At 63.2% G+C, this 21,892-nt stretch carries 21 protein-coding genes and 1 pseudogene; 2 read left to right on the top strand and 20 right to left on the bottom strand.

Features of this window, described 5'->3' with window-relative positions; all coding sequences use genetic code 11:
* Positions 1-5 precede the first annotated feature (5 nt).
* The 5 genes from RUW20_RS09110 to thrH all read right to left on the bottom strand — a co-directional run bounded on the left by RUW20_RS09110 (position 6) and on the right by thrH (position 5,913).
* Complete coding sequence (locus RUW20_RS09110) at positions 6-1,736, bottom strand: diguanylate cyclase domain-containing protein (protein WP_313951885.1); 1,731 nt, start codon at positions 1,734-1,736, stop codon at positions 6-8.
* A 186-nt stretch (positions 1,737-1,922) separates the two neighbouring features.
* Positions 1,923-2,339, bottom strand: coding sequence for a hemerythrin family protein (locus RUW20_RS09105; protein WP_313951884.1), 417 nt, complete (start codon positions 2,337-2,339; stop codon positions 1,923-1,925).
* Positions 2,340-2,380: 41 nt separating this feature from the next.
* Positions 2,381-4,327 carry an ABC-F family ATP-binding cassette domain-containing protein gene (locus RUW20_RS09100; RefSeq protein ID WP_313951883.1) on the bottom strand — a complete coding sequence of 649 codons (1,947 nt, stop codon included), beginning with the start codon at positions 4,325-4,327 and terminating at the stop codon, positions 2,381-2,383.
* 82 nt (positions 4,328-4,409) lie between these two features.
* The gene (gene purU / locus RUW20_RS09095; protein WP_313951882.1) at positions 4,410-5,282 is read right to left on the bottom strand and encodes a formyltetrahydrofolate deformylase; all 873 of its coding nucleotides are present in this window, start codon (positions 5,280-5,282) and stop codon (positions 4,410-4,412) included.
* Positions 5,283-5,295: 13 nt separating this feature from the next.
* A complete protein-coding gene (gene thrH, locus RUW20_RS09090) occupies positions 5,296-5,913 on the bottom strand; it encodes a bifunctional phosphoserine phosphatase/homoserine phosphotransferase ThrH (RefSeq protein ID WP_313951881.1) in 618 nt (205 codons plus the stop codon).
* A 286-nt stretch (positions 5,914-6,199) separates the two neighbouring features.
* On the opposite strand from thrH, the gene RUW20_RS09085 reads away from it, so the two are divergent.
* Positions 6,200-6,790, top strand: coding sequence for a hypothetical protein (locus tag RUW20_RS09085; protein WP_313951880.1), 591 nt, complete (start codon positions 6,200-6,202; stop codon positions 6,788-6,790).
* Positions 6,791-6,931: 141 nt separating this feature from the next.
* On the opposite strand, the gene RUW20_RS09080 is transcribed toward RUW20_RS09085, so the two are convergent.
* From RUW20_RS09080 to gloA, 5 genes are all read right to left on the bottom strand, one after another.
* The gene (locus RUW20_RS09080) at positions 6,932-8,554 is read right to left on the bottom strand and encodes an ABC-F family ATPase (RefSeq protein WP_313951879.1); all 1,623 of its coding nucleotides are present in this window, start codon (positions 8,552-8,554) and stop codon (positions 6,932-6,934) included.
* Between the two features lie 187 nt (positions 8,555-8,741).
* Complete coding sequence (locus tag RUW20_RS09075; protein WP_313951878.1) at positions 8,742-9,362, bottom strand: LysE family translocator; 621 nt, start codon at positions 9,360-9,362, stop codon at positions 8,742-8,744.
* A gap of 148 nt (positions 9,363-9,510) precedes the next feature.
* The gene (locus tag RUW20_RS09070) at positions 9,511-10,029 is read right to left on the bottom strand and encodes an HD domain-containing protein (protein ID WP_313951877.1); all 519 of its coding nucleotides are present in this window, start codon (positions 10,027-10,029) and stop codon (positions 9,511-9,513) included.
* 401 nt (positions 10,030-10,430) lie between these two features.
* Complete coding sequence (locus tag RUW20_RS09065; protein WP_313951876.1) at positions 10,431-10,685, bottom strand: hypothetical protein; 255 nt, start codon at positions 10,683-10,685, stop codon at positions 10,431-10,433.
* Positions 10,686-10,689: 4 nt separating this feature from the next.
* A complete protein-coding gene (gene gloA, locus RUW20_RS09060) occupies positions 10,690-11,079 on the bottom strand; it encodes a lactoylglutathione lyase (RefSeq protein ID WP_313951875.1) in 390 nt (129 codons plus the stop codon).
* Positions 11,080-11,490: 411 nt separating this feature from the next.
* Between gloA and RUW20_RS09055 the strand changes: the two genes are divergently transcribed.
* Complete coding sequence (locus RUW20_RS09055) at positions 11,491-11,988, top strand: hemerythrin family protein (protein ID WP_313951874.1); 498 nt, start codon at positions 11,491-11,493, stop codon at positions 11,986-11,988.
* 120 nt (positions 11,989-12,108) lie between these two features.
* Here RUW20_RS09055 and RUW20_RS09050 read toward each other — a convergent pair whose 3' ends face one another.
* The 10 genes and pseudogenes from RUW20_RS09050 to RUW20_RS09005 all read right to left on the bottom strand — a co-directional run.
* The gene (locus RUW20_RS09050) at positions 12,109-12,870 is read right to left on the bottom strand and encodes a SprT family zinc-dependent metalloprotease (RefSeq protein ID WP_313951873.1); all 762 of its coding nucleotides are present in this window, start codon (positions 12,868-12,870) and stop codon (positions 12,109-12,111) included.
* Entirely contained in the window at positions 12,854-13,597 is a 744-nt protein-coding gene (locus tag RUW20_RS09045; RefSeq protein WP_313951872.1) for a lysophospholipid acyltransferase family protein, read from the bottom strand. The genes RUW20_RS09050 and RUW20_RS09045 overlap by 17 nt, the downstream gene beginning before the upstream one ends.
* A gap of 38 nt (positions 13,598-13,635) precedes the next feature.
* A pseudogene (gmhB, locus tag RUW20_RS09040) lies at positions 13,636-14,154 on the bottom strand (D-glycero-beta-D-manno-heptose 1,7-bisphosphate 7-phosphatase); the annotation flags it as partial.
* The gene (gene glyS / locus RUW20_RS09035) at positions 14,130-16,202 is read right to left on the bottom strand and encodes a glycine--tRNA ligase subunit beta (protein WP_313951870.1); all 2,073 of its coding nucleotides are present in this window, start codon (positions 16,200-16,202) and stop codon (positions 14,130-14,132) included. The gene glyS and the pseudogene gmhB, both read right to left, overlap by 25 nt.
* Before the next feature lies 1 nt (position 16,203).
* Positions 16,204-17,109 (bottom strand): glycine--tRNA ligase subunit alpha, encoded by a 906-nt coding sequence (gene glyQ, locus RUW20_RS09030; RefSeq protein ID WP_313951869.1) that lies wholly within the window; start codon positions 17,107-17,109, stop codon positions 16,204-16,206.
* 93 nt (positions 17,110-17,202) lie between these two features.
* On the bottom strand, positions 17,203-18,750 hold the full coding sequence (gene lnt, locus RUW20_RS09025) for an apolipoprotein N-acyltransferase (protein WP_313951868.1): 1,548 nt from the start codon (positions 18,748-18,750) through the stop codon (positions 17,203-17,205).
* On the bottom strand, positions 18,731-19,570 hold the full coding sequence (locus tag RUW20_RS09020) for a transporter associated domain-containing protein (RefSeq protein ID WP_313951867.1): 840 nt from the start codon (positions 19,568-19,570) through the stop codon (positions 18,731-18,733). Before RUW20_RS09020 ends, lnt begins: the two co-directional genes overlap by 20 nt.
* A 72-nt stretch (positions 19,571-19,642) precedes the next feature.
* Positions 19,643-20,110 (bottom strand): rRNA maturation RNase YbeY, encoded by a 468-nt coding sequence (ybeY, locus tag RUW20_RS09015; protein ID WP_313951866.1) that lies wholly within the window; start codon positions 20,108-20,110, stop codon positions 19,643-19,645.
* Positions 20,094-21,125 (bottom strand): PhoH family protein, encoded by a 1,032-nt coding sequence (locus RUW20_RS09010; protein ID WP_313951865.1) that lies wholly within the window; start codon positions 21,123-21,125, stop codon positions 20,094-20,096. The genes ybeY and RUW20_RS09010 overlap by 17 nt, the downstream gene beginning before the upstream one ends.
* Positions 21,122-21,892 (bottom strand): MiaB/RimO family radical SAM methylthiotransferase (locus RUW20_RS09005; RefSeq protein ID WP_313951864.1); only part of this gene is annotated, 771 nt, incomplete at its 5' end. The genes RUW20_RS09010 and RUW20_RS09005, both read right to left, overlap by 4 nt.

The raw sequence follows: 21,892 nt of genomic DNA, 5'->3' as shown, positions 1-21,892 counted from the left end.
TGGTCTCATTCCCCAGGGCCGGGTTGTTTCCGCCGGTACATGTCGGCATCTGAACGCTTGACCAGGGACTCGACGTCCTCGCCATCCTCGGGGTACATCGCCAGGCCGACCGAAGCGCCCGCCGTCGCCGCCAGTGCCATGGGGTCGATCGACTGTAGGGGTAGCGCGAGCAGCTGCTCGATATTGCTGCGGGCACTCTCGGCGTCTTGTCGATTGTTCACTGCATCCAGCATGACGACGAACTCATCGCCGGCGTATCGTGCTACCAGATCCCGGCTACGCAGTCCGCTGAGCATGCGTTGCGCCATCTCCTGCAGCACCTTGTCGCCGACATCGTGGCCGAAGCTGTCATTGATGTGTTTGAAATCGTTGAGGTCAATGAACAGGATGGCGAATGGGCGTGGCTCCGGGTGCCCGTCCTGCTGGGCCAGGCGCTCATCAACACGTCGCAGGAAGGCCTCGCGGTTGGCCAGCCCGGTCAGGCGGTCGCTCAGTAGCTGTGTCTGCATGGTCCGGAAGCTCTTGGCAAGGTCGCCGATTTCATCTCTGCGGGTGACATCGAAAGCCGCGTTCAGATCACCGTTGCCGACCTTGCGTGCCGCGATGGCCAGTTGCTTGAGGTCGCGGGCGACGACCGAGAGGACCATGAAGCCGATGACCATGGTCATCAGGCACGCCAGCAGGGCGACCACCACCGTACGCTTGAAGTTCTCGGTGACCCGGAAGAGGAAGTCGCTGCGCGGTACCGCCACGACGATAATCCAGTCGAGGCCGGCGGCATCCTGGATGCGCGCGTACGCGGCTTCGACCGGCTCGCCATCAGCGGCTTCGAACAGTGCGGTCTGCGGTTGCGATGGTTCGGCCGAATGGCGCAGCAGCTTGCGGATGGCGCGGTAGCTGGCGACCACCAGTTGATCGTCACTGGCTTCGGCGTTGAGCCGCACGTTGCCACCGGCGTTGTCCTTGTGCAGATGTGGGCCACGTGAGGTGCCAATCAGGTTGCCATCGGTCTCGACCACATAGGCAATACCGTTCGCGCTGAGTCGCAGTGAGCTGAGAAAATCGTTGACCCCTTGCAGCGAAAGGTCGGTAGCGACAACGCCCTGGAATTCCCCCTGGGCGTTGTTTACCCGTCTGGCTCGCGTGGCCACCAGTTCCTCGGTCTTGAAGTCAATGTACACCGAGGTCCAGGTGTTCGAAGAAAGAGCACTCTTGCCGGACGTGAACCACGGACGCTCGCGCGGCTCGAAGATCCGCGTTTCGCGTAGGCCATCCTTCAGTTCGCCATCTATTCCGGAGAAGCGATAAATGGTGCGCGGGCCCTCGCCCCTGGTGCGCAGTCGCAACTCGGCATCCGTCTCCGAATGACGCCAGAGACCGAAAAACTGTCCAGTGCGACTGCCGTAATAGGCGTAATTGTTCGGATCACGATGGACCGATGTTGCCAGCCAGAAGCGCGTGCGCAAATTGGCAAGGTCATCCTTGATGTTCTCCGGGGCGGCGACGCCGTTTGGAAATGCCGTCTCGAGAACGGCGCTGGCGCCGAATACATGCCGCTCGGCGGCCTGGGCGATGCGGTACACCGTCTCCGATAGCAACTGGTTCGACAAGGTGTCGACGGCGACCCGGCCGGCCGAATACGACAAGCCGCCAATGGCGGCTGCCAGTGCCACGACCAGGACGACATACGGCATGGTGAGCATCTGCCGCAGGGAAAGGAACTGGAGAAACTTCATTGGCGTTCGCCCTGAGCAATTCGGGGGAAAGCGTGCAAGGCGAGCCGACACCCTGCCGTGATCGGCCTTGGCGGTTCGATGGCGAGCCTGGCGAGGCGCTTGGGGAAGGAGATGCTATCGCTATGTGGGCGCCCACGAGGTGACGGATATCACGGAGTCGGGCGACTTGCAGCCTTCTGCCGGCGGTCATTCGTCCGCTTGCGGCGCGGCTGCTGCTTTGACGCTTGGTACGTAATCGAAGTCGGCGACCAGGATGTGGTTGTAAAACCAGCCGTTGATCAGGAATTTCACCTCGTCGGCGATCTCGTCGAGTGTCATCTTCTTGGCGTTCTCGAGCAGCGTGAACAGCATCCTGCGGAACTCCGCGTGCAGTTGGCGATGTGCCTCGAGGCCAGGGTATTGGCAAGCGGCCATCATCTGCTCCTCTTCGCGCAAATGCACCTTGACGTACTCGGTCAACATCGCCAGTGATTTCAGTACCCGGATCTGGTCGCCATCGCCGGCGAAAGTCGCGGCCAGGTCAAACAACTGTCGATGCTGTGCATCGATATTTGGCAGTCCCACCAGGATTTCGGGCGACCACTGCGCCAACTCAAATTTCATACTTGCTCCATCTGCTCAACAGCACGCCCCCGACGCTCTCATCAGATGGCCGGACTGGTGGTGGTATCGATCTGGTCGGAAAGGGCCAGCCACCGGTCTTCCAGTTTGGCCAGTTCCTCGGTAATTTCGTTCATTCTTCTTCCGACGTCGGCCAGATCCGGCGCGGACAGGGAAGTTGACAAGCGGATCTCAAGAGAGTGCTGCTCCTTCTGGAGATCGAGCAGCGCCTGCTCGACCTTTCCCTGGTCCCGTGCCAGCGCTTTCACGTTTCCGGGAGATTTCTTGCCGGTGCTGCCAGCCGGCGTATCGCCTTTGGCGGGCTGCCTGGCCTTCCTGCTCGACTCCTTCAGGTTTTCGCGATTGCGTCGCGCCTCGTCGAGGAGGTAGCGCTGGTAGTCATCGAGATCACCGGTGAAGTCCTCGATGCCGCCGCGGGTGACCAGCCAGAACTCGTCGCACACCGAGCGGAGCAGCGAGCGGTCGTGGCTGACCAGCATCACCGTTCCCTCGAATTCGTTGAGCGCCAGCGACAGCGCCTCACGGGTGGCGAGGTCCAGGTGGTTGGTCGGTTCGTCGAGCAGCAGCAGATTGGGCCGCTGCCAGACGATCATGCATAGCACCAGACGTGCTTTTTCGCCACCGCTCATCGTGCCGACAGTCTGCTTGACCATGTCGCCGCTGAAGTTGAAGGTGCCGAGGAAGCTGCGCAGATCCTGCTCACGGCCGCTCTGTCCGCTCGGTAAACCCTCCTTGGCCATGCGAACCATGTGTTCCAGCGGCGTTTCGTCCGGGCGCAGGACGTCAAGCTCCTGCTGTGCGAAGTAGCCGATGTGCAGGCCTTTTCCTTCGCTGATCGTGCCGCCGGTGCAGCTCAAAACGCGGGCAATCGTCTTGACCAGCGTCGATTTGCCCTGTCCGTTGGCGCCGAGGATGCCGATGCGCTGGCCCGCCAGCACCGATCGCGTGACCTTGCGGACGATCACTGTCGGCGGCGTGCCGGGTGCTGCGTCTAGCGGTGCCGGATAGCCGAAAAAGGCATCGTCCATGATCAGCATCGGGTTGGGCAGGTTGGCGGCCTCCTTGAACTCGAAGCTGAACTCGGCATTGGCCAGCACCGGCGCCAGTCGTTCGATCCTCTCCAGCGCCTTGACCCGGCTTTGCGCCTGCTTGGCTTTGGTCGCCTTGGCCTTGAAGCGCGTAATGAAGCTCTGCAGGTGGGCGATCTTGTCCTGTTGCTTGACGTAGGCGTTTTGTTGCAGCTCGAGCTGCTGGGCGCGGGTTTCTTCGAAAACGCTGTAGTTGCCGCCATAACGCGTTAACTGCGCGTTGTCGAGGTGCAGCGTCACCGTACAAATCGCGTCGAGAAACTCCCGGTCGTGACTGATCACCAGCATCGTGCCTTCGTAGCGTTTAAGCCAGCTCTCCAGCCACACCAGCGCATCCAGATCGAGGTGGTTGGTCGGCTCGTCGAGCAGCAACAGATCTGACGGACACATCAGCGCCCGTGCCAGCTGCAGCCGCATCCGCCAGCCACCGGAGAAGCTGTCTACCGGGTTGTTCAATTCGGTGGTCTTGAAGCCGAGGCCAAGAATCAGCGCCTGCGCGCGCGCCTGCGCGTCGTGTGCTCCAGCATCGTGCAACGCCATGTAGGCGTGTGCCAGCTCGTCGCCATCGCCGCTCTCTTCGGCCAGGCGCACTTCCTCCTGGGCGGCGAGCAAGGCGGTGTCGCCGGTGATCACGAAGTCGGTTGCACTTTGGGCTGTTTCCGGCATTTCCTGCAGCACTTGCGCGAGGCGCCACTGGGCCGGTCGGAAGAACTCGCCAGCGTCTTCGTGCAGGCTGCCGTCGAGCAGCGCGAAGAGGGTCGACTTGCCGGCACCGTTGCGACCGATCAGGCCGACTCTTTCGCCGGTGTTGATGGTCACCGAGGTGTTGTCAAGCAACACCCTGGCGCCGCGGCGCAGCGTGATGCCCTTGAGGGTGATCATGCGGGGGGTAACTCCAGTCGATTGTCGAGTGCCAGCGGAGCGTACGGGACTTCAAGGTGAACCGGGCCGGCGTTGGCAGGGCTCAGCGGAAAATCACCGTCTTGTTGGCGTGTAACAGCACGCGGTCTTCCAGGTGGTAGCGCAGTCCGCGCGCCAGTACCGCCTTCTCGATATCCTTGCCGTAGCGCACCATGTCTTCGACCGAGTCGGAATGGTCAATGCGGATCACGTCCTGTTCGACGATTGGCCCCTGGTCAAGCTCCCTGGTGACGTAGTGGCAGGTGGCGCCGATCAGCTTGACACCACGCTGGTAGGCTTGATGGTAGGGTCGGGCGCCAACGAAGCTGGGCAGAAACGAGTGATGGATGTTGATGATCTGTCCGGGGTAGCGCTCGCAGAGGTCGGGCGGCAGAATCTGCATGTAGCGAGCGAGGACCATCGTATCGCCCTTGACCTCGTCGTAGATGCGCCGGATTTCGGCGTGCGCAGCTTCCTTGTTATCCGGGTTTACCGGAACGTGGTGAAAGCGGATGCCGTGCCATTCGACGAAGGCCTTGAAGTTGTCATGATTCGAGATGACGCAAGGGATCTCGATGTCGAGCTCCTTCGACTGCCAGCGTGCCAGCAGGTCGTACAGGCAGTGCTCCTGTTTGCTGACCATCAGCACGACCCGCCGCTTGACCGCCGAATCGCTGATTTTCCAGTCCATTGACAGCTCGTTCGCCAGCGGCGCGAAGCGCTCGCGAAACTCGGCCAGGTGAAAAGGCAGCGAATCAGCTTTCACCTGCATGCGCATGAAGTAGCGACTGCCGTTGTCGCTGTTGCCGTCATCAGCGTGATAGCTCGATTCGAGAATCCATCCGCCGTGCTGGGCGATGAAACTCGAAACGCGGGCGATGATGCCGACCTGGTCCGGGCAGGATCCGGACAGGGTATAGAAGCGTTTTGGCTGCATTTCGCGCTAACTCTCAGGTCACCGCGACTGCGGCAAAGGCCTTGTCGATCTCTGCGCGCAGATCAGCGTAGGACTGCGTCACCGGATACTGCGGGAACTCGTCGACCACCTTCTCTGGCGGGCGAAAAAGAATGCCGGCGTGCGCTTCGCCGAGCATCGCCGTGTCGTTGTACGAGTCACCTGCGGCGACGACCGTGAACCTGAGTTCCTTGAGACGTTGCACCGCCTCACGTTTCTGGTCCGGCATGCGCAGCCGGTATTGCACCACCATGCCATCGGCGTTGGTTTCGAGGCTGTGACAAAACAGCGTGGGCCAGCCGAGTTGGCGCATCAGCGGGTGCGCGAACTCGTAGAAGGTGTCGGACAAAATGATCAGCTGATAGTCCTCGCGCAGCCCATCGACGAAAGCACGGGCTCCATCGAGCGGCCCCATCTCGGCGATGACCTTCTGGATGTCGGGGAGTCCAAGTTTGTTCTCCGCCAGGATGGCCAGCCGGTAGCTCATCAATTTGTCATAGTTGGGCTCGTCGCGGGTGGTGCGGCGAAGCTCCGGTATGCCGGTGCGAGCGGCGAATTCGATCCAGATTTCGGGGACGAGTACGCCTTCAAGGTCAAGGCAGACGATTTGCACGGCAGGCTCCCAAAATCGAAGGTTTGGCGAAAAAACGTGATTCTACCAAATACTCCCGGCGAAAAACGCAGACCGATGGCGGTGAAGAGGTGCTACTGGCCGATCCTTGCCGCTATCAGAAGCGCTGAGAAGCCGAACGATCCGCTTGCCGAGCAGACCAGTTCTCGTTCCGCTGACGTCCGGCAGCAGGTGTCGTTTATAGTAGACCAGCGGTTGGCCTAGGCCTGCCCGCCGGCCGCGGCGAAATGATTGAACCAACCGTATTGTCGACAGGAAAGGGAACTGCATGCGCACCGGCCATTTGCTGCTTGTCACCTTGTGGATCAGTGGCGCGGCGTGGGCTGATACGCCGCCGCCCTCGCCACCAGTTCCGCAAACGCTGGAGGAGGCCCTCGCACAACGGGAAAGGGCTGCAGCGATGAGCGATGAAGCCGAGCGTCGCTACGAGTTCGAGCAGAACGAGTGCTACGGCAAGTTCCTGGTCAGCGATTGCCTGGTTGCCGCCAAAAAGCGCCGTACGGCGTCGCTCATCGAGGCCCGCAAGCTTGATCAACCGGCTCGCGATTTCGAGCGTGAAGCAAGGAGGCACGAAGTCGAGGCCGAGGACGCTCAGCGGGCGGCGGATCGGGTTCGGCGCGAGGCGGAGGAGGCGGAAAGCGCCAAGCTGTACCGCGCGGAGCAGGTGGCGAAGACCGCTGAACGCGAGCGAAAGCTGGCCGACAAAGCCAGGAAAGCGGAACAAGGGCGTGCCAACGCGGCTGCCGAGCAGGCCAAAAGGCAAGCCAAGCTTGAGCGGCGGGCTCGGAAAGATGCGGAGCGCGCGGCAGAAAAGGCGGCCAGAGAAGGGCGCAAGGAAACTCCCGTTCCGGTCAACTGATCTGGCGGCTGGCTTTGCCGCCACCGGGCGAGCTGATTCGCCGGCCCGCCGCGCCGTCGCTGCAGAAGGCACCGGCGCGGTTGGCTGCAGGCCGCCGGCCGATCGAGCGAAGTCGGGCTGGCCGCAGGCTGGATCGCGGCGTCAGGCGAGGCCCTGGCTGGCCAGGTACTCTTCGTAGCTGCCGAGATAGTTGACCAGCCGGCCGTCGAGGCGGATCTCCAGGATCCGCGTCGCCAGCGAGGAGACGAACTCGCGGTCGTGGGAGACGAAGATCAGCGTGCCCTTGAACTTTTCGAGCGAGGTATTCAGCGACTCGATTGACTCCATGTCGAGGTGGTTGGTCGGCTCGTCCATCACCAGCACGTTCGGCTTCATCAGCATCAGCTTGCCGAAAATCATCCGGCCCTGCTCGCCGCCGGAGATCACGTTCACTGCCTTGCCTACTTCGCTGCCCGAGAAAAGGAGGCGTCCGAGGGTGCCGCGGATCAGCGTCTCGAGGTCATCGCCGTCATCGGCGCTGGCGCGCGCGTAGCCGGAGATCCAGTCGGTCAGGCTGGTGTTGCTGTTGAAATCGCCGGCGTGGTCCTGGGCGTAGTATCCGAGCCGAGCTTTCTCCGCCCACTTGATACTGCCGCTCTGGGGTTGCAGCTCGCCCATCAGCAGCTTCAACAAGGTCGTTTTGCCGGCACCGTTTTCGCCAATGATGGCCAGGCGATCGCCGCCGTTGATGGTCAGATCAAGCTTGTTGAACAGCCGGCTAGCGGCTCCCGGGTAGCCGAAGCTCAGGCTTTCGATCTCGACAGCCTGGCGGTGCAGTTTTTCACGCTCGTCGTACTCGAAGCGGATCCACGGATACTGGCGTGACGAAGGCTTGACGTCCTCCGGCTTGAGTTTCTCGATCAGCTTGACGCGGGAGGTGGCCTGCTTGGCCTTGGAGGCGTTGGCCGAAAAGCGGCGAACGAAGTTCTGCAGGTCGGCGATCCTTTCCCTGGCCTTGCTGTTGGCGTTTTGTTGCCGCTCACGCGCCTGCGTCGAAGCTTCCATGAAATCGTCGTAATTGCCCGGATAGACGGTGATCTTGCCGTAGTCCAGGTCGGCCATGTGGGTGCACACCTGGTTGAGGAAGTGTCGGTCGTGGGAAATGATGACCATCGTGCTGTTGCGCTCGTTGATCACGTCTTCCAGCCAGCGGATGGTGCCGATGTCGAGGTTGTTGGTCGGCTCGTCAAGCAGCAGGATGTCGGGGTCGGCGAATAGCGCCTGAATCAGCAGCACCCGAAGTTTCCAGCCCGGTGCGACGTCACTCATCGGCCCGAAGTGCTGTTCCGCCGGAATGCCGACGCCGAGCAGCAGTTCGCCAGCGCGCGCCTCGGCGGTGTAGCCGTCGTATTCGGCAAAGCGACCTTCCAGTTCGGCCGCGTGCAGGTAGTCGGCCTCGCTCGCTTCCGGATTGGCGTAGATGGCGTCCTTCTCGACCATACAGGCCCACATCTGCTCATGGCCCATCATCACCACGTCGATGACGCGTTGCTGTTCGAAGGCAAACTGATCCTGGCGAAGGTAGGCCATGCGTTCGTGAGCGTCCTTCGAGACGTTGCCCGCGGTGGGCTCAAGTTCGCCGTCGAGAATCTTCATGAAGGTCGACTTGCCGGAGCCATTGGCTCCGATCAGCCCGTAGCGATAGCCCTCGCCGAACTTGACCGAGACATTTTCAAAAAGGGGTTTGGCCCCGAACTGCATGGTGACATTGTTGGCAACGAGCACTCAGAATCCTCGGCAAAATCATTGGGTTGCAAAGGGGCGATATTGTACCTCAGGGAGCAGCCGTGTGACCGCTTCGCGCGCCCGATCCGGGGCTCGGCGGCCAGCGCGGGCGGCGTAGCGCCCCGATTTTTGCTGCCTGACGGTGGTTTGCTGGCGGTACGACCGGGTCGGCCCGGATCCGTCAGGGTCAGCGATTGTTCAGCGCCAGCTTGATCCCGAAAGCGAGCAGTGCGATGCCCGCCAGGCGCGTTGCCAGCGTACGTGCCAGGGGCAGAGCCGACAGTTTGCGCGCTACCAGGTTGCCAGCAAGTACCAAACCTGTCTGGTAGAGAAGGCTGAGCAGGGTCACGTGCAGCATCATCGCGGCGAGGGTCGGCGCCGAGGCATCGGCACGCAGGAAGAGCGGAAAGAAGGCGACGAAGAAGAGCATCACTTTCGGGTTGGTGAGGCTCACGGCGAATGCCTGGCGGAAGTACACCCAGGCGCTTTGTCTTGTTGCTTGCCCGGCGCTGCTACTGGCGACTGGTCTGAGCAGCAACTGCAGACCGATCCAACCGAGATAGGCTGCGCCAAACCACTGCAAGGCCTGGAAGAGAGCGGGGTGGGCATTCATAACTGCCGCCAGCCCGGCGAGGGCCGCGACCATATAGACCAAATCGCCGAGCAGCGTGCCGATTACTGCGCCCAGACCGGCCAGCACGCCATTGCGCGCGGTGGCGTTGACAATGGCCAGCGTACCCGGCCCTGGAATCAGCTGGAAGACGACGATGGCGGCGATGAAGCTGGCGTAGTTCTGAATTTCGAACACGTTTTGAATTTCCTGTCGATGGTGATGCGCGAGGTCGGGGCGCCGTCCGTGGTCAACGGCAGCCCTCGCTGGCGTCGCGCCTTGCCCGACCAGGTCGGAAGCGGCGATGGCCGGCAAGCGAATCCTGTTCGGACATTCGGGCCGTTGCTCAGCCCTGGTCAGCCGCTGCCGCGGATGCCGTTACCGTCAGCAAGGCATCCAGTTCCACCCACAAAGGTTCACAGAGTCCCTCGCGGTAGGCGGCGCGTCTGAACGTGGGGTGCTCGCTGCGATAGACCTGCATCAGGCCTCGCTGGTCGTCGAACGCACAGGTCCTGACGTTGGCCAGGCGGTCGGCGGCCTTCACCACCAGCGCCAGCTCGACGGCACCCGTGACACTGGCGAGCCGGGCGTAGGTCGCTGCCTTGCGCTCGGCGCGGCTGGCGCCGGGAGAGTCAGTGAGCAGGGCGACACAGTCGGCAACCAGTTGTCCGAAGCAATTCCGGATATCGTCGTCGCTGACCTCGGTGTCTTCGACGACGTCATGGAGATAGCCGATCACCTGCGCGTCGATGCCGTACGGGTACAGGAGCCTGACTACCGCGTCGAGGTGAACGGAGTAGGGTCGACTGCCATAGCGTTGCTTGCCGTGCGCAGCCAGGGCAAACTTGCGTGCTTCATCGAGCATGGGTGTCTCCTTGCCACTGCTCGGGCAGCGTAAGCCGCTGCCGGCCGAGCGTGAGCGGATCGGTCACGGCCGGATTCTGCAATTGCTCTCTTACGTGAAACTGACCAGGCGGGGATCGGTGAAGTGCTCGATAAGGATTCGCCGCACGCGATCTTGCCAGAGCATGGCGAACAGGGCCGACTCTTGGCGATCGTCGTTGCCGGCCAGTTGCCTCTGCAGCAAGGATCCGAGGCGTGGGTCGGGCGGCACATGGCCCAGGTGCAGCGACGCGGTGACACGCTGTCCACTGTCCTGGCGGGTGAAGCAGACCTCGCCCGGCAGGTCGACGCCGAAGCGAAGCAGCTCGCGCCGCGAGAAACGCCCCGCCAGCCCCTTGAAACCACCAACCCCGGCAGCGCCGGTCAGCAGCCCGACGACGGCGGCGACGACACGCGTATCTCGCCGCGCAAGGGAATCTGTTCGGGATAGAGTGCCTTCAGGACGCGGCTGCAGAGGAGATAGCTGCCGGCGACGGTCGGGCAGGAATGAGCGGCCAGTTTGACGGCGCCGGCGTAGCCGTACTCGATCAACCCGCCCTCGGCAGCCCCAAGAAACTCGGCCAGGTGATCGCGCACGGCGATGGTCGGTACTGCGGCGAAGAAACCGGGGAAAGTCATCGCTTTAGGCCGTCTTCTTCTGGATCAGCTCGATCTTGTAGCCATCCGGATCGTCGACGAAAGCGATTACCGTCGTGCCGTGTTTCATCGGACCCGCTTCGCGAACGACCTTGCCGCCGCGCGCCTTGATCTGCTCGCAGGCGGCGTAGGCGTCGGCGACTTCGACGGCAATGTGGCCAAAGCCGTTGCCCAGGTCATAGGATGGCGTATCCCAGTTATGGGTCAGCTCGATGACCGCCCCTTCGGACTCCGAGCCGAAGCCGACAAAGGCCAGGGTAAAGCGACCGCCGGGGTAATCCTGGCGACGCAACTGGCGCATGCCGAGGACCTCGGTGTAGAAAGCCAGCGAGCGATCGAGATCGCCAACGCGCAGCATCGTATGCAGAATTCTCATGCTTTCTCCTCAACAGGGTGGGCAATTGGCTGCGCGCAGATTCAGTGCTGCGCGCAGTCAGTGGGATGGCGGCGTGGCCACGTGACGATACACCAGAAGCACGGGCCAAGGCTCGTTCAGCAGGGATTCGCCAGTTCATGCGCCACGACTGGTGCGAATAATGGCCGCAGAAGCAGGCTGCACGGCGGCTGCACGGCCGCCACCAATCGCTATCAGACGCTGTGGCGATACCGATGCTTCGGCATCTGGCTCGGGCAGTCCGCTCTCCCGGCATATCCTGCAGTCGCAACACATCACGCGTAGGCACGCAATCGTTGTTGCTTGACAAAATCGGCTGAGCACCTATAACCAGAGCAGTCGTGGTGTACTAATCGCAAGAGTACACCCTGCGAAGGCGAAAGGAGAAACACCATGAAGTTGGCTCCGGTATCGGGTCTTCACAACCTTTCCGAGTTTTCCCTCAAACAACTGATCTCGTGGGGCGACCACCTCAAGGTCCACCAACCGCAGATCGATGCCCAGCACGAGGCCATTTTCGATCTCGCGCTTGAAATCGCGCACATCTGGCAGGATCGGGGTGATCTCGGCGAACTCAGGGCGCTCGCCGAGAAGCTCAACAAGGTCCTGAAAGCCCATTTCCGATACGAGGAACAGCTGCTGGCGGAGATCGGTTATCCGGGGCTCGTTGCGCATCAGGCCGAACACCAGCTGATGCTCGAGGAACTTCAGGTCATCCTCGATCGCCTCCACAAGTCGGAATCCGGCACTATCGCCGGAGAGCCGGGTTTGGCTTTCCAGAACTACGTCCTGGGCCTGACGGTCGGCCACATTTTCAACAGCGACATGGATTACTGCCTGTATGCCCGCAAGGCAGTGAGCAACCAGGAGCAGGTCTGGCCCGCCTCGTAAGTCCGGGAGAAGCGGCGCACCTACGTCCGAGCGATAGGGCACCGTCACCGGTTAGCCGAGGCGACGAAGCTCTTGGGCTGGCAGCGCTCTATCTGACGCGTCTGCCGGCGAAGCGGGTTTCTACCAGCGTGGGCAATTGGCCGCGAGTCGTTTCAGTTCCTGGCGCGTGGCCCGGTGATCGGGGTATAGCCGCGCCACGATCGCCCAGAAGCGCGGGCTGTGATTCATCTCGCGCAGATGAGCCAACTCGTGCGCCACCACGTAATCGACCACCGCCAGCGGGAAATGGATCAGCCGCCAATTCAGACGAATACCGCTGCGCAGGCTGCAGCTTCCCCAGCGGGTGCGGGCGGCCGACAGCGACAGCGTCGGTGGTTCGACGCCGAGTTGCGGTGCGTAATGGGCAAGACGCTCTCCGAACAGCTCACGCGCCTTTTCGCGCAGCGTCTTCTCGAGTACGCGAGGCGCGTCTGCCGGTGAGCGTAGGCACAGGGTAAGCGCTGGTTCGGCCGCCTGCAGGTTCCATACGCAGCGATTGGCGCCGAGGGCCAGGCGGATTCTGAGCGGGCCGCCGAGCACCGGCAGGACCAGTCCGTCGGTGATGCGCAGCGCTTCGGGAGCGCTGCGGCGAGACCACTCGTCGAGCTTCCTGCCGATCCATTCGCCATGCTGCACCAGCAGCGCCTCGACATCGCGCAGCGAGGCGCGGGGTGGGGCGCCGACGCGCAGGCCGCGATGATCGATCGACAGCCCGATGGTCTTGCGGCGAGCTCGCCGCAGAACGTAGGGGATGGTGCGCTCGCCGAGCTCGATGGTCCGTGAAGTTTCGGCGGACGCTGGTGGGCGCTCAGCCAGCCGCCATGCCTCAGGCAGCCACGGCATCGGTAAGTGGCGGGTAGCGGTGCGGCGAGAGGCGACGCATTTCCTCCTCTATCCAGGCGGCAGCCAGGGCGTTGATCTTGGCCGCCGATTTGTCGGCCGTGTCGATCGCTGGTCCGACGCTGACCGTGATCAGGCCGGGGCGAATCTGGAAGGCGTTTCGTCCCCAGATTTCGCCGGCATCGTGCGCCACCGGTACCACCCGTGCCCCAACACGAACGGCAAGGTGAGCGCCCCCCGGCTTGTAACGACAGGTCTGACCCGGCGCGACGCGGGTCCCTTCAGGGAAAATTACCACCCAATAGCCGGCGGACAGGCGATCGCGTCCCTGATCGAATATTTGCTTGAGCGCATCCTTGGCGGCGGCACGGTTGATCGAGATCATCTTCAACGCCGCCAGGCCCCAGCCAAAGAACGGTAGCCGCAGCAACTCTTTCTTGAGCACGAAGACGAGCGGCGGAAAGACTTCCTGCAGGCCGACCGTTTCCCACGCCGACTGGTGCTTGGCGAGAACTACCGAAGGCTCGGCGGGGATGTTCTCGCGGCCGATCACCCGATAGCGGATACCGAGGACGCAGCGGCAGAGGGCCATGAATCCGGCTCGCCAGAGCGCGATGATCCGGTAGCGCACAGCTATCGGCAGCAGCACCGCCAGCGAAACGAGAATGCCGAAAGGTATCGTCCACAGGCTGACCAGCAGCAGGAACAGCGTGGACCGTAGAGCGACCATCAGGAAAGCAGGATGTGGTCGGCAACTGCAGCGAGATCAGGGAAGACCAGAGTGCCCTCGGGCAGGCCGCCTGCTTCGACCGTTTGCGCGCCCAGGCCGGTCAATACCAGCAGCGGCTGGGCGCCAACTGCGGCGGCGGCGAGCAGATCGCGCAGGGTGTCGCCGACTGCTGGTACTCCCGCCAGGTCGACGTTGAAGCAGTTGGCAATGCGATCGAACATGCCGGTCTTGGGCTTGCGGCAGGTGCAGTGCGCGTCGACCGGGTGCGGACAGTAGAAGATGGCGTCGATGCGCCCGCCGGCAGCCTGCACGGCACGGTGCATCTTGTCGTGGATCGCATTCAGCGTATCCATGTCGAACAGGCCGCGCCCCACCCCGGACTGGTTAGTGGCCAGTACTACGCGGTAGCCAGCCTGATTGAGCCGGGCGATCGCCTCGACGCTACCCGGGATCGGCCGCCACTCTGCCGGTGACTTGATGAATTGCTTCGAGTCGTAGTTGATGACGCCGTCGCGGTCGAGAATGACGAGTTTCATAGCGCGAGTTTCGCAATGTCGGCGACCGCGTTGAGCTGCTCGAAGAGGGTCTTCAGGAGGCCAAGGCGGTTGCCGCGCAGCAGCGGTTCAGGAACGTTGACCATCACCTCTTCGAAGAAGCGGTCGACCTCGGCGCGTACCGAGGCGAGTACTTTCAGCGCATCGGCGTAGTCCTCGTTGGCGACGTGCGACTTGACCAGTGGTGCGATCAGCAGCACGCGCTCGAACAGCGCCTTCTCGGCGTCTTCCTCAAGCAATGCCACGTCCGGCTCGGGCAGGTTCGCGTCGGCCTTCTTCAGGATGTTGCCGATCCGCTTGTTGGCGGCGGCCAGAGCCTGTGCTTCGGGCAGCGTCAAAAACTCGCGCACCGCCGCCAGTCTGGCAGGAACCAGATCAATCCGCGTCGGTTGCTGAACAAGCACCGCCTCGACGACGTCCACCGAATGGCCGGCATCCCTGAGCATGCCGCGCAGGCGGTCAAGCATGAATGCCAGCAAGGGCTGATCGACCGGCTCGAGCGAAATCCCTTGCGTGCTCAGCGCCTTGGTCGCGTCGCTGATCAGTTCCGCCAGATCAAGCGGCAGCGGCGTTTCCATCAGGATGCGCAGCACACCGAGGGCGGCGCGGCGCAGGGCGAAGGGATCCTTGTCGCCGGTCGGCAGTTGCCCGATGCCGAAGAAACCGACCAGTGCATCGAGTTTGTCGGCCAGCGCGGCGGCACAGGCTATGTTGCCTGCCGGCAGGGCGTCGCCGGCAAAGCGCGGCCGGTAGTGTTGTTCGACGGCGTCGGCCAGCTCCGGCGGTTGGCCTTCATGGAGCAGATAGTAGCGGCCCATGATCCCCTGCAACTCGGGAAACTCGCCGACCATGTCGGTCAGCAGGTCGACCTTGGCCAGCAGGCCGGCGTCTTCGGCGAGCTTACCGTCGGCGCCGAGCCGTTCGGCGATGCCGCGCGCGATGCGGCCGAGGCGCTGCGCGCGGTCGCCCAAGGAGCCGAGTTTGTTGTGATAGACCACCGCGCCGAGGCGCGAGGCGCGCGTGCTGAAAGCGTTCTTGCGGTCCTGATTGTAGAAAAACCGGGCGTCCGCCAGGCGTGGGCGAACGACGCGCTCGTTGCCGCGGATGATTTGGCTGGGATCGTCGACCTGCATGTTGGAAACGATCAGGAACCGGTTGAGCAGCTTGCCACCGGCATCGAGCAGCGGGAAATACTTCTGGTTCTGCTGCATGGTCAGGATCAGGCACTCCTGCGGGACTTCGAGGTACTCGGCCTCGAACTCACCGGCATAGACTGCCGGCCATTCGACCAGCGCCGTGACCTCGTCGAGCAGTCCGTCGGACGGATTGATGCGGGCGTCGAGTGTGGCGGCGGCGGCCTCGAGCTGCGCAGCGATCGCCGCGCGCCTGGCCGGGAACGAGGCGATGACCTTGCTCGCGGTCAGCTTTTCAGCATATTCGCTGGCGTCGCCGACGACGATTTCGCCGGCCGACAGGAAGCGGTGACCGAGGGTAATCCGGTCACTGCGCAGTCCCAGCACCTCGCCGGGGATGACGTGCTCACCGTGCAGCAGGATCAGGCCATGCACCGGGCGAACGAACTGGTGTTCGGAATCGCCCCAGCGCATTAGCTTGGGGATCGGTAGCTTGCGCAGCGCCTGGGCGACGATCTCGGCAAGATGGACATCGAGTTGCTCGCCCTTTTTCTCCAGACGGGCGACGAAGTACTCACCCTTGCCGTCCGTCGTCTTGTGCAATTGTTCGAAACTGACACCGGCGGAGCGCATGAAGCCTTCCAGCGCCTTGGTCGGCTTGCCAGCCGCGTCGAGCGCACCGGCGACGGCCGGCCCCTTGCGCTCCAGCACACGGTCGGGCTGGAGCCGGGCGACAGCGGAGAGGGTCAACGCCAGTCGGCGCGGGGTGGCGTATGGCGTGCAAACGCTGTCGGCAGCCGTGAACTGCTGTCCCTTGAGGGCGGTGAACACGGCGTCGGCAAAGGCCTCGGAGAGCTGCTTGAGCGATTTCGGCGGCAGCTCTTCGGTGCGCAGTTCGATCAGGAGGGTATCGTTCATCTCATTGCCCCTCGCGGCTGGCGCTGGCCTTGCACATCGGGAAACCCAGGGCTTGGCGGGAGTCGTAATACGCTTGTGCGACGGCGCGCGCCAGGGCGCGGACCCGGCCAATATAAGCCGCCCGTTCAGTGACCGAGATGGCGCCGCGCGCGTCGAGCAGATTGAAGGTATGCGAGCACTTCATCACCATCTCGTAGCCCGGTAGCGGCAGCCCGGCAGCGATCAGACGCAGGGCTTCGGATTCGTGTTCGCCAAAATGGCGGAACAGCAGCTCGACATTGGCCTGTTCGAAGTTGTAGGTCGACTGCTCGACTTCGTTCTGGTGAAAGACGTCACCATAGGTCACGCGGTAGCCCGGTCCTTCAGCCCAGATCAGGTCGAAGACGTTCTCCACCCCTTGCAGATACATCGCCAGTCGTTCGAGGCCGTAGGTGATTTCGCCGAGTACCGGTTTGCAGGGCAGGGAGCCGACTTCCTGGAAATAGGTGAACTGGGTCACTTCCATGCCGTCCAGCCACACTTCCCAGCCGAGTCCCCAGGCGCCCAGGGTCGGGCTTTCCCAGTCATCCTCGACAAAGCGGATGTCGTGCTTGGCGGTATCGATGCCGAGCGCGCGCAGCGATTCAAGGTACAGCTCCTGGATGTTGGCGGGTGACGGCTTCAGTACCACCTGGTACTGGTAGTAATGCTGCAGGCGGTTCGGGTTCTCGCCGTAGCGACCGTCCTTGGGGCGGCGCGACGGTTGCACGTAGGCGGCGTTCCATGGTTCCGGGCCGATCGCTCCCAGAAAGGTCGCGGTATGAAAGGTGCCGGCACCGACTTCGATGTCGTAGGGCTGCAGCAGCGCGCAGCCCTGTTTGTCCCAGAACTCCTGGAGACGCAGAATGACTTGCTGAAACGTGGGCATGGGAGAATTTCGGATCGAAGCAGAATGCGCAATTTTACTTGGTTTCTGGCTGCACAAGAACCGCCTTCAACCCGGTTTGCGGCGTTGGCCGGCTCAGACAGTCGGCCGGGCCGGTGGGCGTCTCGTCGCCAGCACGATCAGCAGCAGGGCGACAGCGATGGCTGGCCAGTTACCCCAGCGCACGAATGGCGTTGCCCCCGCATAGGCTTGCACTTCGTCGACCAGTGCGCCGCGGGTGAACGGCGGCAGCACCGAGCGTACGCGGCCGTCGACAGCGATGATCGCCGTCATGCCGGTGTTGGTCGCCCGCAGCATCATGCGGCCGCTTTCCAGCGCGCGCATCTGGGCGATCTGCAGGTGTTGCGCGGGGGCCAGAGAGTCGCCGAACCAGGCGACGTTGGAGATATTGACCAGTAGCGTGGCGGCGGGCAGGGCGCCGATGATCTCCTCGCCAAAAGCGTCCTCGTAGCAGATGTTCACGGCGACCTGCTGGCCGGCCAGCTGGAGCGGTGGCTGCCGTGGCGAGCCGGCAGTGAAATCGGACATCGGGATGTTGGCCATGGCCATGAACCAGGCAAAGCCGGGCGGCACGAACTCGCCAAAAGGAACCAGGTGTCGCTTGCTGTAGCGCTGCGCTGGCGACGCGCCGAGCGTCACCGCCGCATTGAAATAGCGCTTGCCGTCGGCGACCGCGATGCCGAGCAGCAGGTCGCCTTGCTGGCGAAGGGCGAGCTTTCGCAGTTCGTCAAGATATTCGGCGGGGATCTGCTCGAGAAAAGCGGGCAGGGCGGTTTCGGGCAGCACCGTAAGTCGCGCAGGATTCTCCTGCGCCAGCCGGTAGTAGGTGCGCAGCGAATCGGCGAAGCGTTCAGGCCGCCATTTCATCTCCTGGGCCACGTTGCCCTGGAGCAGTGCCACGGTCAGTGGTTCGCCTGTGGCTTGCGTCCAGCGCACTTCGCGCAGCAGGGCGCCGCCGGCGAGGATCAGGGCGATGGCCAGTAGCGGTTGAGCCGCCAACCAGCGTCGCTGGCCGCCCGCGCTGTTGGCCGGTGGCCAGCGCCAGCGTTTGGCTAGCTGGAACAGCAGCGCGCCCGCCAGGGCCGAAGACAACGAAACACCGTAGACGCCGAGCACTGGCGCATAGCCGGCGAGCGGACTTGACGGGACTTGCGAGTAGCCGGCGGCGAGCCACGGAAAGCCGGTGAAAACCCAGGAGCGTGCCCACTCGCCGACTGTCCACAGGCTGGCGAAGAGTAGCGCCCGGGCGAGGGCGCCCGCTGCCGCCAGGCGGACGAACAGCGCGCCTGCCAGCGCCGGGAAGAGGGTCAATACGACGCAGAAGAGAACGGTGGCCAGGCCTGCCAGCCAGGCCGGCATGCCACCAAAGACGCTGAGGCTGACGTAGACCCAGGATGCGCCGGCGACGAACAGGCCGAAGGCAAAAGCGGCACCGAGGAGGGCGCCGTGGCGAGCGCGCCGCGTACCGTCTGCCTCGGCGCTGAGCAGGGCGTAGAATCCGCCGAGGGTTAGCCAGTTGAGCGGAAACCAGCCGAACGGTGCGAAAGCCAGAACCCCCGCGGCGCCGATCAGCAGCGCAGCGAGGCAGCGCCAGCCGAGCGCGCTACTGTGGGTCGCCGGCATCTGGCGGTCCGGAGACCAGCAGGGTATAGATCCGCTGACTGTCGGCGCGCAAGATCTGGAAGTTCGTGCCGTCGATGGCGATGGTTTCGTTGAACAGTGGCACGCGGCCCAGTTCGCGCAGGAGCAGGCCGCCGACCGTCGCGCACCGGTCGTCACTGAAGCACGTTCCGAAGGCGGCATTGAAGTCCGCCACAGCGGTATGCGCCTTGACCCGGTAGAGACCGCTGTGATCGAGTTCGATGTTGCCGTCAGCCTCGTCAAAGTCGTACTCATCCTCGATCTCGCCGACGATCTGCTCGAGCACATCCTCGATGGTGATCAGACCGGCAATGCCGGCGTATTCGTCGATGACCATCGCCATGTGATTGCGCGAGACGCGGAACTCGCGCAGCAAGCCATCGAGGCGCTTGAATTCCGAGATGAACACCGCCGGGCGCACCCAGTCGCGCAGATCAAAACCAACTTCGCGCTGCACGCGTAGCAAATCCTTGGCTAGCAGGATGCCGATCACCTTGTCGCGATTGCCCTCGACGACCGGAAAGCGCGAGTGTGCCGTGCGATTCACCTGGGCGATGATGGTCTCCAGTGAATCCCCGATATCGACCACCTCCATCAGTGGGCGCGGCACCATCACCTCGCGCGCGGTGATTTCGGAAGCGGCGAGCGCGCCTTCGGTGATGCTGAGGGCATCGGCATCAAGGAGCTTGCGCTGGTGCGCCGACTGCAGCAACTTCATCAGTTGCTCGCGGTCTTCGGGCTCACGCAGGAGAAGGGAAGAGAGGCGTTCGAAAAAGCCCGGAGTGGTGCTGGGTTTGGCCATCGTAAGCTTTGAGGATTGAGGCGTCAGCGGCGATGAAGCGGTGCCCGGCGAGCGCTCACCGCCGCTGACGTATCAGTCCTCGTCCTGATACGGATCGGGATATCCCAAGGTGGCCAGGATTTTTCGTTCGAGGTGTTCCATCTCGGCCGCCTGTTCCTCGCCCGCTTCATGGTCGTAGGCCTGCAAATGCAGTGCGCCATGAACAATCAGATGCGCGTAATGCGCTTCCAGCGATTTGCCCTGCTCAGCGGCTTCGCGCGCCACCACCGGCGCGCAGAGTACCAAATCGCCACAGAGCAGCGGTTCCAGCTCATAGGGGAAGGACAGGACGTTGGTCGCATCGTCCTTGCTGCGGTACTCCCGGTTCAGTCGCCGTCCTTCGCCGGCCGCGACGAAACAGACGGTGATTTGTCCGGAACGCTCACCGACCGCGGCGATCGCGGCACGCACCCAGGCGCGGACCTGCCCTTTGCCGGGGAGGTCCTTGTGTTTGCAGGCGTACTGCACGCCGACCTCCAGCGCTTCAGTTGTTTTCGGCATGCTGGCGGGCACTCGCTTTGGCGTCGCGTGCTTCGAGCGCCGCGGTATGCGCTTCGTAGGCCGAGACGATGCGCGCCACCAGCGGGTGGCGTACGACATCTTCCTTGAGGAACTCGGTGAAGGCGATGCCGCGAACGTCCTTGAGGATCACGCGCGCTTCGATCAGGCCGCTTTTCTGGCCACGCTGCAGGTCGATTTGGGTGACGTCGCCGGTAACCACCGCTTTGGCGCCGATGCCGATTCGCGTCAGGAACATCTTCATTTGTTCGGGCGTGGTGTTCTGCGCTTCGTCGAGGATGATGAAGGCGTGGTTCAGGGTGCGGCCACGCATATAGGCCAGCGGCGCGATCTCGATCGAGCCACGCTCGAACAGCTTGCCGACGCGCTCGAAGCCCATCAGGTCGTAGAGCGCATCGTAGAGCGGCCGCAGATAGGGATCAACCTTTTGCGTCAGGTCGCCGGGCAGGAAGCCGAGGCGTTCGCCGGCCTCGACCGCCGGCCGGGTAAGCACGATGCGCTGTACCAGTTCGCGTTCGAAGGCGTCGACCGCCGAAGCGACAGCGAGGTAGGTCTTGCCGGTACCGGCCGGGCCGGTGCCGAAGGTAATGTCGTGTTCCTGGATGTGCTTGAGGTATTCGATCTGCCGTGGCGTGCGGCCGTGCAGTTCGGTCTTGCGGGTCATCAAGGAAGGCGAGAGGCCGCCGCCGGACGACAGCTTGCGCACCGGCCGGTTGAGGATCTCGATCAATCCGAGCTGGATTTCGTCGACCGACAAGGCGTCCTTGGCTTGTCCGTAGAATTGCTGCAGGGCCTCGGAAGCGCGCGTCGTCTGCGCCACCTCCCCGCGCAGCGTGAAGCGCTCGCCGCGGCGGGAAATCGAGACGTCGAGAGCGGTTTCGATCTGGCGTAGATTTTCGTCGAGAGAGCCACACAGGTTGGCCAGATGCCGGTTATTGACCGGCGACAGCAACAGCTCGATGGCCCGGTTTTTCACCACTGGTGTCTTCGTGTTCATGCGCTTTGGCCGACCATTTCGCCGCGCAGCGAATGCGGCATCGCCGAACTGATGCGCACATCGACGAAGCGATCGAGCCAGGGCGCGGTATCGGTCGATTCGGCCGCGAAGTTGACCACCCGGTTGTTGTCGGTACGTCCCGCGAGTTCGTTCTTGTCTTTCCGCGAAACGCCTTCGACCAGCACCCGCTGGATGGTCCCGACCATCGCCAGCGAGACTGCCTGCGCCAGTCCATCGATGCGCTGCTGAAGGCGCTGCAGGCGTTCGAGTTTGACCGCTGGCGGCGTGTCGTCGGCGAGTTCGGCGGCCGGTGTGCCGGGACGCGCGCTGTAGATGAACGAGAACGACGCGTCGAAGCCGAGATCGTCGATCAGCTTCATCGTCTTCTCGAAATCTTCGGCCGTCTCGCCCGGAAAACCGACGATGAAGTCTGAGGACAGCGACAGATCCGGACGCGCCGCCCGCAGTTTGCGCACCAGACTCTTGTACTCGAGCGCCGTATAGCCGCGCTTCATCGCTGCCAGGACACGGTCGGAACCCGACTGCACCGGCAGGTGAAGGTGCGAGACCAGCTTCGGCACCGTGGCATAGACATCAATCAGCCGCTGCGTCACCTCGCGCGGATGCGAGGTGGTGTAGCGGATGCGTTCGATGCCCGGGACCTCGGCGATGTATTCGATCAGCAGCGCCAGATCGGCTGCTTCTTCACCGGGCTGGACCTGGCCGTTGCCGGTCATCGCGCCACGGTAGGCATTGACGTTCTGCCC

Source organism: Accumulibacter sp. (assembly GCF_032229525.1).
Taxonomy (GTDB): domain Bacteria; phylum Pseudomonadota; class Gammaproteobacteria; order Burkholderiales; family Rhodocyclaceae; genus Accumulibacter.
The sequence above is the reverse complement of the archived record's forward strand: the minus strand, read 5'-3'. Positions and strand labels throughout refer to the sequence as shown.